This is a genomic window from Prosthecodimorpha staleyi, assembly GCF_018729455.1.
GTDB classification, from domain to species: Bacteria; Pseudomonadota; Alphaproteobacteria; order Rhizobiales; family Ancalomicrobiaceae; genus Prosthecodimorpha; species Prosthecodimorpha staleyi.
This window is the reverse complement of sequence record NZ_JAHHZF010000021.1, coordinates 21,470-30,776: the sequence shown is the minus strand read 5'-3', so window position 1 is coordinate 30,776 and position 9,307 is coordinate 21,470. Positions and strand designations below refer to the sequence as shown.

The window sequence follows — 9,307 nt, the reverse complement described above, 5'->3', positions numbered from 1 at the left end:
AAGCCTCGCCCCGACTTGTTAAGCCTCGCAACCCCGAACCATCTTGCCACCCGACAATCCGTTGGGAAGGGGGATGCAAGGACATTGTGATGTGCCACGAGCGGCGGCTCGGCTGGCAATCGTCACGGGGGCGCACTATTGAACAGGGAGTCCCTGCCGCCCCACGGCACCCGAGCCCCGACCGGAGTCCATCCGATGCAGCATCTCAGCCGGCGCCAGTTCGCCCAGGCGGCCTTCTGGCTTCCGACCCTCGCCCTGGCCGGCCCGGTCCTGGCGCAGACGGGCGACGATCCGGTCGAATTCGTCGAGAGCCAGTACAACAACATCTATATCTACAAGCGCGGCACCCAGGTCTCGATGACCTTCGGCCACAACAAGCGCCTCTATACGGAATCGGTCATGGATACGACCGACACCAAGGCGCTGCCGGTCGAGTATACCAAATTCATGACCGCCGCGGTCGCCTACACCAAGACGCAGAACTCGATCCTGCAGATCGGCCTCGGCGGCGGCCGCACCTCGTGGTACCTGCATGTCCATCTGCCCGAGGCGGCGATCGACGTGGCCGAGATCGATCCGAAGGTGATCGATCTGGCCAAGAAATACTTCGCCGTGAAGGAAGAAAAGAACTTCGCGCCGGTCGCCATGGACGGGCGCCTGTTCCTTCTGCGCAATCCGGCCAAGCGCTACGACCTGATCTGCATCGACGCCTATCGCGGCCCCTTCGTGCCGTTCCACCTGCTGACCAAGGAATTCTACGTCAAGGTCGCCGAGCACCTGACCGAGGGCGGCATCGTCGCCCAGAATGTCGAGCCCTCGACCATGGTCTTCAACGCCGCCGTGGCGACCATGAAGTCGGTGTTCCGGCAGGTCGACTTCTTCCCGGCATCCGGCAATGTCGTGCTGGTCGCCTATAACGACGCCGAGCGGCTGTCCGACGCGGACCTCCTCAAGCGCGCCGAAGCCCTGCAGGCGAAATATGCGTTCCGCTACCCGCTGACCGACCTGGTCAAGGGCAGGCGCGAGCCGTCCAATCCGGTCAAGGGCCAGGTCCTGACCGACGATTTCGCCCCGGTCGAGACGCTGCACGCGATCGAGCGGAAGAACGAGAAGTGGAAGTGAGCGAGGCCAAGCCGCCGATGACTGCCCGGACCACCAACGCCCTCCTGCTCTGCCTCTATGCCTTCCTGCTCGGCTTCTCGCTGATGAGCTTCGAGATGCTCGGCAGCCGCTATCTCTATCCCTATTTCGGTGGCGGCCTGAATACCTGGGCGGTGCTGATCTCGGTGGTGCTGATCGCGCTGATGGTCGGCTATTTCGTCGGCGGCATGATCGCCGACGCCCATCCGGACCAGCGCGTGCTCGGCGCGATCATCGCCACGTCCGGCCTCTACATGCTGGCCATCCCGCTGATCTCCGAGAAGGTCATCCTGTTCGCGCTCGATGTCGCCGGCGACGGGCCGGTCGGCGCCTTCCTGGCGACCGTGCTGCTGCTCGCCTTCCCGCTGACCGCGCTCAGCGTGTTCTCACCCTTCTCGGTGCGTCTGCTGATCACCGCCCATACCGATGCCGGCCGCATCTCCGGACTGGTCTATGCGGTCTCGACCGCCGGCAACATCCTCGGCGTCTTGGTGACCAGCTTCTGGCTGATCCCGACCATGGGCTCGCGCGCGATCACCTACGGCATGGGCGCCGTGACGCTCGCCACAGCGCTCGCCATCATGGCCGTGCGCCTGCGCGACGCTGCCCCGCGCGGTGTGCCGATCACGTCCCGGGCCTGACCAGCGGCCGGAGCGCGAGCACGCCGAACTGCGCGACCCAGTGGCCGACCGCCTGGTAGCTGCCCTGCCAGTCGCGTGCGGCGAGCGCCGCCGCGACATGCTCGGCATAGGCCCGGGCGGCGGCCGGCTCGCCGCTCGCCCGCCAGACCGCCCACAGCCCCCAGGCGCGGCTGAAGCGCAGGCCGCGCTCATGCACCGTCGCGGCCTTGCCAGCCGGCGCGGCGAAGCCGGCGAGCAGACGGTCGTCGCGGATCAGCTGGATCAGACTCGCGCGGTCTTCCGTCAGCGCGACAAGCCAGAGCAGGTTCGGACAGACCGCCATGAAGCTGCCCCGGTCGACGCCACCCCGGCAGGCGCGGGCGATCGTCCGCTCGTCCGTAAAGCCCTGGCGGACCAGCCGGCGGACGCGGGCGGAAAGCCGCGCGTCGCGCCGGAAGGTGGCGTATTCGATCAGGTTAATCAGCGCCCAGGACTGGCTGCGGTAGGAGGTTGCGAGCGGGTCCGGCGGGACGGTATCCAGATAGGCGGCGAGGCTGGCCGCGACCGCATCGCCGATGGCCATGAGGTCGTCGCGCCCGGTCAGGCGGACATGCTCGGCGACGAGGCGCAGGAACCACGCGCGCCCATAGGGCATCTCGAAATCCGGGTGCGCGGCCAGGAAGGCGGCCTCCTCGGCCATCCGGCCACGGTCGGCGAGCCGGGCCAGCGCGGGGGCCGCGAAGGCCGGATCGCCGGTCGCCGCGGAGAGCGCGATGAGCGCCCAATGGCCGTGCACGGCGGAATGCCAGTCGATGCAGCCATGGAAGACCGGATGCTCGGTGTCGTGCCGCGCGATGCAGTCGGCGATCGGCGGCGCCAGCGCGGGCAGCACCGCACGCGCCTCGGCGGCAACGGCCTCGATCTCCGGCGGCAGCGGCGCGGTCTCGGCCGGCAACGCGGATCGCGTCGCCAGGATTAGGACGAAGCCGGCGACGAGCGCGCGGATCGGGCGGGCGACCAGCCTTGCCATCAGTCGGCCGCCTTCAGGCGGATGCGCCCCATGGCGCCGGCGCCCTGCGCGGAATGGATGTCGGACGGGCCGCCGAAATAGACCTCCTGGCGGTCGTCGGACCGGATCACTGTGGTGACGAACTGCATCGGCACCGGAATCGCGCCAAGATATTCGCCCTTGCGGCTGATCCGCATGATGCGCCCGGCGCCATATTCGGGCACCAGGAGGTTGTCGTTCTCGTCGACATCGATGCCGTCCGGGCCGGTCTTGTCGTAGAAGGGGAAGCCGGACGGCTTCGGGATGCCGAGGGAAATCAGCACGCGGTCGTCCGCCAGCGTGAAATCGGCCGTCACCTTGTAGGCGAGGATGCGCCTGCCGATATGTTCGGAGACGAACAGGTCGCGGGTTGCGGTGTCGAAATAGATGCCGTTGGCGTAGCGGATGCCGCCCTTCAGCCGCTCGGCGCGGCCGTCGCGCCAGACATGGACGATCGAGCCGGTCGCCGGCGCGGAGGCGTCGAACAGGCCGGAATCGGTCACGAAGGCGCCGCCGTCGCCGTCGGTGGTCAGGTCGTTCGGCCAGCGGATGCGCGTGCCGGCGCCGTCCTCGGCGACCACCTTGCGGACCTGGCCGTTGCGGTCGAGAAACACCACGGCGCCGGCCAGATGGCAGTTGATCAGATACTGGTCGTCGGCCATCGCGACGATGCCGGTCGGCCCGCAATTCTGGATCGACCAGACCGTCTTCGGAGCCGCTGTCTTGGCATCGTAGAGCTTGATCTGTCCGGCCGACATGTCGGTCATGAACAGGATGCCGCGGTGGATATAGGCGCCTTCGGGATACTGGTAGTTCCGGTCCAGGATCTCGGGCTTGCCGACGGGCCCGTCGACCGCGCCGGCCGGGCCGGCCGCACCGATCGTCAGAAGCCCAGCCAGCCAAAGGCCCGCGACCCGCAGCACGCCAGCAGACATCGTCATTCCGCGAACTCCCCGAGTGGGCGGCAGCCTATTGCCGCGACAGGGTGAACCTGCCGCGGTTCGTGCCGACCTGCCACTCTCCTTCGATCACGTCTCCGGCACGATTGAGGCGGCCGCGATAGGTGATGGAATGGCTGACCCCGCCGGAGCCGTCATAGGTCTTGGTCAGCACGATGCCGCCATCGGCGGCGACGCGCCCGCTCCAGGTCGCGCGCAGCTGCGACGCCGACTTGTTGCCGAAGGTATTCGGCTCTGAGGAGAGGCCGGTGACGCGGTCGCCCCCGCCGTTCAGCGCCACGGCGAAGGGCACCGGGTTCTGTTTGAGGTTGGTGTAGGTGTATTGCCCGGACCAGGTGCCGTCGAGCGGCAGGGTCGCGATCGGCACGATGCCGGTGAATTCCGACTGCCCGCCGGAGGGCGTCAGCGAGGCGATCGGCCTGGACAGCTTGCGGCGCGACTGTTCGGCGAGATCGGCATAGAAACCCGTCGGGTAGCGGCGCAGGAAGGCATCCCAGGCTTCGATCGTGCCGGCGGCCTGCGCCATCTGGTAGTCGGCGCGGATGGTCGCGTCCGGATCGTTCGAACTGCCGCTGCCGGTCATCGGCCGGCCGAGATAGATCTCGCGCCCGCCGAGCGATCCGGAGAAATAGGGGATCTGCCGGGCATCGGTCATCATGCTGACATCGTCGCGGATGCGGCCGAGGGCGAGGCGGATCTCCGCCCCGTCGGCGGCGAGATGCCGGCTGATCGCCTTGGAGAAGGGGCTCATCTGGCCGTCGCCGTCGAAGGCGACGCGGCCCGGCTCGGCCGCATAGGCGATGAGCAGGTTCGGCGCGCCGGCTTCGACCCGACCGAGGCCGCGGGTGGCACTGCGCGTGGCCGTGCGCCGCTGCATGGTCGAGACGAAGGGATTGTCGCGGCAGGCGTCGAGAAGAACGAGCTTCAACTGGCGGGCGCCGTCGAGGGCACTGAGGACCCGGTCGAGCGGCACCGCCTCGTCCGGCACGTCGCGATCGCTCAGGAGCCGGGCGTCGACCGGAACCAGATAGTTCTGGCCGTTCACCTCGATGCCGTGGCCGGAATAGTAGACCATCGCCACATCGGCCCCCTGCGCGGCATCCTCGAAGCGGCGCAGCGCCTGCTTCATGCCGGTCAGCGTCAGATCCGTCGCCGGAATGATCTCGTCGAAATTGGCCGCCTGGAGCACCCGGCGGATCGCCTCCACGTCGCGGATCGGGTTGGGAAGCTGTGCATTGGACTGATAGGCGCTGTTGCCGATCAGCAGCGCGACGCGCCGTTCGGCCGAGGCCGAGGTCGCACAGGCGACGAGCCCGACGAGAACCCAGATGAAGCCGAGCAGTGCGGATGCCGTATGCCTGATCATGCTTGCCCCCAAGGATCGAGCGCAGGCCGTTTCCCAGCCGAACCGGGCACCGCAGTCGCGCACCGGCCGGCGCTTTGCCGCGCTCGAAGGCCGGACGACGGCTGCTTCGCGCCCAGGAAAAGGGAACCCGTCCGTTCCGTTGAACCGCAGGAAACCTAGCAGCCTTCCACGCCATCCTGAAGACCGGTGCAGCCTGTCCATGCTTTCCCCGCCTCCAAACGCCTTGGTGGCATGCCGCTCCGCGCCCGACCGCGATCAGGCGGCCGGCATCACGGCGATCCGGATCGGCGCCACGCCGTCGAGCGTGGCCTCCAGAAGGCCCGGTCCCGGCACAGGCACCAGCCCGCAAAGCGCCCCGGTGGTGACGATCTGCCCGGCCCTCAGGCCACCGCAGCGATCGGCCTGCAGCGCCGCCCAGGCGACCAGCGGGGCGAGCGTATCGCCCTGCGGATGCAGCGCCGGCGCCGAAACGAGCATCGCACCATCAAGCGTCGCGCGACAGGTGCGGCCGGCGAGATCGATGTCGGCCGGGACGGCGGGACCAACGACATAACCCTCGTTGGCCAGACTGTCGGCCAGGAAGCACGGAAACGGCGCCGCGCTGCCGTCTTCCAGCCGGTGGCGGACCATCTCGATGCCGAAGACCCAACCGTCGATCGCCGCGGCGAGATCGGCCCGGGATATCGGGCCAGGCGGCAGATCGCGGCCGAGCCGGACGGCGATCTCCAGTTCGATCGCCAGCCCCTCGCCCCAGGTCCATGTCGCCGGCGCCGTCACGGTCGCGAGGTTCGGAAGCGGCGCAGCGACGGCGCCCTGGCCGGGCGGCAGCGCGACCTTCCAGCCGTCGACGCCGGCCCCGAGCGCCGCCAGGATGTCGGCCTGGCAGCCATAGGCTTCGGCGACGGTCGCCGGACTGTCGGCCGCGGCGATGCGCCGGCCGTCACGGCGGGCTTCGATCAGGCGGGCCGAAAAGGGGGGCTGTGCGGTCATCGGGACAAATCCGGTTCACAGGAGATTGGCGTGACGGGCGGCGAGATCGGCGTGGCTGCGCCCGAGACGCCCGGCCAGATCGAGAAGCAGCATTTCGCAAAGAAGATGCAAGGCCAGTTCGAAGGCCGAACCGAGCGGCAGCGGGCTGACCGGTGCATCCGCCATGGTCTGCGCCGGCAGGCACAGAACCCAATCGGAATCCGGTACTGCACCGGGGCGCGCGGTGACGACCGCGATCGACGCTCCGGCGCGGCGGGCGGCGGCGATCACCGCATCGGCCGTCGGCAGCGAGCCGAGCGCGGCCGCGACCAGGACGAGATCGTCCGGCCCGGCCGGCGGGGCGGACAGTTGGCCGACAAAATGGGCGTCGATGCCGAGATGCGCGAGCCGCATGGCAGCGGCCTGCAGCACCAGCCCGTTGCGGCCGACGCCATAGAGAAAGACGCGGCGCGCCGCCGCCAGCCGGGCGGCGAGCGCGTCGAAGCCGGCCGCGTCGACGGCACCGAGCACCCGGCGCTGCTCGTCCAGGATCGCGTCGAGCGCGGCGAGGCCGGTCATCCGTGACCGCCGGCCGAGAAGACGCCGCGCTCCAGGAAGATCTCCGTGATGGCGTCGGTCGCCGCGACGAAGCGCGGATCCTTGCGCGCGCCGAGCCCGCGCGGCCGCGGGATGTCGATGGTCATGATGGTTTCGATCCGGCCGGGACGCGGCGACATGACCACGACCCGGTCGGCGAGCAGCACCGCCTCGTCGATCGAATGGGTGATGAACACGACCGTCTTGCGCGTCTCCATCCACAGCCGCTCGAGATCGATGCGCATCTGCTCGCGGGTCAGCGCGTCGAGCGCGCCGAAGGCCTCGTCCATCATCAGGAGCGGCGGCTCGTGGACCAGGCCGCGGGCGATCGAGGCGCGCTGGCGCATGCCGCCGGAGAGCTCGTAGGGACGCCGGTCGGCGAAATCCTCCAGCCCGACGGCCTTGAGCAATTCCAATGCCTTGGGCATGTAGCGGGCGCGATCGAGGCCGCGCATGTCGATCTGGAACAGCACGTTTTCGAGCACGTTGCGCCATTCGAGCAGGATCGGCTGCTGGAAGACGATGCCTATATCGGTCACCGGCGCATTGACGGACTTGCCGAACACGGTCAGTTCGCCGCCGGTGCGCGGCACCAGGCCAGTGATCAGGCGCAGCAGCGTGGACTTGCCGCAGCCGGACGGACCGACGATGGCGACGAATTCGCCGGGCTCGATGTCGAGGTCGATCGGGGCCAGCGCCGTGGTGGCGCGCTCGCCCTGTCCATAGACCTTGCTGACCCCGCGGATGGATATTCCGGACGACGCCGTCATAGGGCTTCACGCCTCCCGAGAGTTTCTTGTTGGGGCCGCCGCAGCGGCCAGACGCGGGCGAGTTCAGTCGCGGCGGCCCGCAGCGCCGAGACCATTTCGGGCCGCCGTTCCGGCGACAGGCGCATGACCGGGCCGGCGACGCTGGTCGCGCCGAGCGCCCGGCCGGTCGCCGGATCGATCACCGGCACTGCGACGGCGGCGACGCCGGGCTCGGCCTCCTCCTCGGCGGTCGCAAAGCCCTGGGCCCGGACGCGCGCGAGCGCGGCGACGAGACCCTCGATGGTGGTCAGCGCGCGCGGGCCGACCTCGGCGGAGGGCTGGCCGAGCCCGTCCCGGAGCGCGATGCGGCAGGCCTCCTCGTCGGTGAGCGTGGCGAGCCAGGCCTTTCCGTTGGCGGTCGCGTAGGAGACGATCCGCCCGCCCATGGACGGCTGGTAGACGAGGCCGGGCGGGGCGCCCTGGGCCGAGCCGATCCAGACCAGCCGGTCGTCGTCGACCAGCGTCAGGCGAACCAGTTCGGCCGTCTGCCGGGCCACGTTGCGCAGGATGCCGTCGGTCGCGTCGGCAATGCCAGCGGTCTGCATGAAGCGCTGGCCGAGCACCGCGAGGCGGAGCGTCAGCCGGTACTGCTCGGTCGAGGGGTCCTGCTCGACCCAGCCCTCGGCGGCGAGATGTTCCAGAAGCCGCTGCACGCTCGACTTCGGCGCGTCCAGGCGCTGGGCGAGGTCGGTCAGCCGGTGCGCATGCCGGGCATCCGCCATGGCTTCGAACACGGCGAGGCAGTGGGACAGTTGAGACTTGACGACCCGCATTTGACGGTACATCGTTCCATCATGGATTTCGTTCAGTTTGCATGAAGCGGGGTCCGCGTCAATCCGCCGAACCAACGGCGACGGCCCCCGGCGATCGGATCGGACATCCGCCGGCAGGGGCCGGGACTTCAGTGCGGTGAGCACCGCGATTGCGTCCGCAGCGACGCCCGGTGCTCGGGGAGGAAGGCTCGGGATATGGGCAAGGCGGTCGGGTCGGTCGCCCGGCGCCTGCGCGGCGGTGCGCAGGTGGCGGTGACGGTGGCGGGGTTTCTGATCCTCTGGGAGGTGGCGGCGCGCGCCTTCGGGCTGCCGGCCTATATCCTGCCGGCACCCTCGGCGGTGTTCGTCGAGCTCTGGAACCGCCGCGTGCAGTATTCCGGCGCCGCGCTGTTCACCCTGCAGCCGATGCTGATCGGCTTCGCCGCCGCGGTGATCGTCGGCATCGCGCTGGCGCTGATCGTCGCCTTCTCGCGCGGCATGGAGAAGACCATCTATCCGCTGCTGGTCTTCTTCCAGATCGTGCCCAAGATCGCGGTCGCGCCGCTGTTCATCATCTGGTTCGGCTTCGGGCTGATCCCGAAGGTGCTGCTGGTCTTCCTCTTGTCCTTCTTCCCCGTCGTGGTCTCGGCGATCACCGCCTTCCGCTCGGTCGATCCGGACATCATGGATCTCGCCCGCTCCACCGGTGCCGGGCGCTGGCGCATCTTCCTGCGCGTGCAGGTGCCGCATGCCCTGCCGACGCTGTTCACCGGCATCAAGGTGGCGGCGGCCCTGTCGGCGACGGCCGCCGTGGTGGCCGAATTCGTCGCCTCCGACCGCGGCCTTGGCTACCTGCTGCTCGAAGCCAACGGCAATCTCAACACCTCGATGGCCTTCGGGTCGGTCTTCGTCCTGACCGCCCTCGGCTTCGCCCTCTATGCGGCGGTCGAACTGGTCGAGCAGATTCTGATCCCCTGGCACGTGTCGCAGCGCGGCCATGGCGACGTGAATCCGATCTGAAAGCCGGCCCTACCCGGCAAGTCCCCT

The 9,307-nt window shown here is 69.1% G+C and carries 10 protein-coding genes; 3 read left to right on the top strand and 7 right to left on the bottom strand.

Annotated features, from left to right (window positions below; translation table 11 throughout):
* The first annotated feature begins 195 nt into the window (after positions 1-195).
* Complete coding sequence (locus KL771_RS27145) at positions 196-1,122, top strand: spermidine synthase (protein WP_261971649.1); 927 nt, start codon at positions 196-198, stop codon at positions 1,120-1,122.
* Positions 1,119-1,781: a fused MFS/spermidine synthase gene (locus KL771_RS27140; protein WP_315901536.1), complete on the top strand. Its 663-nt coding sequence runs from the start codon at positions 1,119-1,121 to the stop codon at positions 1,779-1,781. Before KL771_RS27145 ends, KL771_RS27140 begins: the two co-directional genes overlap by 4 nt.
* On the opposite strand, the gene KL771_RS27135 is transcribed toward KL771_RS27140, so the two are convergent.
* The 7 genes from KL771_RS27135 to KL771_RS27105 form a co-directional block, all read right to left on the bottom strand.
* The gene (locus KL771_RS27135; RefSeq protein ID WP_261971648.1) at positions 1,765-2,790 is read right to left on the bottom strand and encodes a DUF2891 domain-containing protein; all 1,026 of its coding nucleotides are present in this window, start codon (positions 2,788-2,790) and stop codon (positions 1,765-1,767) included. The genes KL771_RS27140 and KL771_RS27135 overlap by 17 nt on opposite strands.
* A complete protein-coding gene (locus KL771_RS27130; protein WP_261971647.1) occupies positions 2,790-3,749 on the bottom strand; it encodes an SMP-30/gluconolactonase/LRE family protein in 960 nt (319 codons plus the stop codon). Before KL771_RS27130 ends, KL771_RS27135 begins: the two co-directional genes overlap by 1 nt.
* Positions 3,750-3,777: 28 nt before the next feature.
* Entirely contained in the window at positions 3,778-5,133 is a 1,356-nt protein-coding gene (locus KL771_RS27125; protein WP_261971646.1) for a caspase family protein, read from the bottom strand.
* A 255-nt stretch (positions 5,134-5,388) separates the two neighbouring features.
* Complete coding sequence (locus KL771_RS27120) at positions 5,389-6,123, bottom strand: fumarylacetoacetate hydrolase family protein (RefSeq protein WP_261971645.1); 735 nt, start codon at positions 6,121-6,123, stop codon at positions 5,389-5,391.
* Positions 6,124-6,138: 15 nt separating this feature from the next.
* Positions 6,139-6,681 carry a 6-phospho-3-hexuloisomerase gene (locus KL771_RS27115; protein ID WP_261971644.1) on the bottom strand — a complete coding sequence of 181 codons (543 nt, stop codon included), beginning with the start codon at positions 6,679-6,681 and terminating at the stop codon, positions 6,139-6,141.
* Positions 6,678-7,469 carry an ABC transporter ATP-binding protein gene (locus tag KL771_RS27110; RefSeq protein ID WP_261971643.1) on the bottom strand — a complete coding sequence of 264 codons (792 nt, stop codon included), beginning with the start codon at positions 7,467-7,469 and terminating at the stop codon, positions 6,678-6,680. Before KL771_RS27110 ends, KL771_RS27115 begins: the two co-directional genes overlap by 4 nt.
* Positions 7,466-8,293 carry an IclR family transcriptional regulator gene (locus tag KL771_RS27105; RefSeq protein ID WP_261971642.1) on the bottom strand — a complete coding sequence of 276 codons (828 nt, stop codon included), beginning with the start codon at positions 8,291-8,293 and terminating at the stop codon, positions 7,466-7,468. The genes KL771_RS27110 and KL771_RS27105 overlap by 4 nt, the downstream gene beginning before the upstream one ends.
* 183 nt (positions 8,294-8,476) lie before the next feature.
* Here KL771_RS27105 and KL771_RS27100 point away from each other — a divergent pair, with 183 nt between their 5' ends.
* Complete coding sequence (locus KL771_RS27100) at positions 8,477-9,280, top strand: ABC transporter permease (RefSeq protein ID WP_261971641.1); 804 nt, start codon at positions 8,477-8,479, stop codon at positions 9,278-9,280.
* Positions 9,281-9,307 lie beyond the last annotated feature (27 nt).

What these genes read in the sequence shown, in the direction of transcription:
- KL771_RS27145 (WP_261971649.1), top strand. Translation starts at nt 196, where the DNA reads ATGCAGCATCTCAGCCGGCGCCAGTTCGCCCAGGCGGCCTTCTGGCTT.
- KL771_RS27135 (WP_261971648.1), bottom strand. Translation starts at nt 2,790, where the DNA reads ATGGCAAGGCTGGTCGCCCGCCCGATCCGCGCGCTCGTCGCCGGCTTC.
- KL771_RS27130 (WP_261971647.1), bottom strand. Translation starts at nt 3,749, where the DNA reads ATGACGATGTCTGCTGGCGTGCTGCGGGTCGCGGGCCTTTGGCTGGCT.
- KL771_RS27125 (WP_261971646.1), bottom strand. Translation starts at nt 5,133, where the DNA reads ATGATCAGGCATACGGCATCCGCACTGCTCGGCTTCATCTGGGTTCTC.
- KL771_RS27120 (WP_261971645.1), bottom strand. Translation starts at nt 6,123, where the DNA reads ATGACCGCACAGCCCCCCTTTTCGGCCCGCCTGATCGAAGCCCGCCGT.
- KL771_RS27115 (WP_261971644.1), bottom strand. Translation starts at nt 6,681, where the DNA reads ATGACCGGCCTCGCCGCGCTCGACGCGATCCTGGACGAGCAGCGCCGG.
- KL771_RS27110 (WP_261971643.1), bottom strand. Translation starts at nt 7,469, where the DNA reads ATGACGGCGTCGTCCGGAATATCCATCCGCGGGGTCAGCAAGGTCTAT.
- KL771_RS27105 (WP_261971642.1), bottom strand. Translation starts at nt 8,293, where the DNA reads ATGTACCGTCAAATGCGGGTCGTCAAGTCTCAACTGTCCCACTGCCTC.
- KL771_RS27100 (WP_261971641.1), top strand. Translation starts at nt 8,477, where the DNA reads ATGGGCAAGGCGGTCGGGTCGGTCGCCCGGCGCCTGCGCGGCGGTGCG.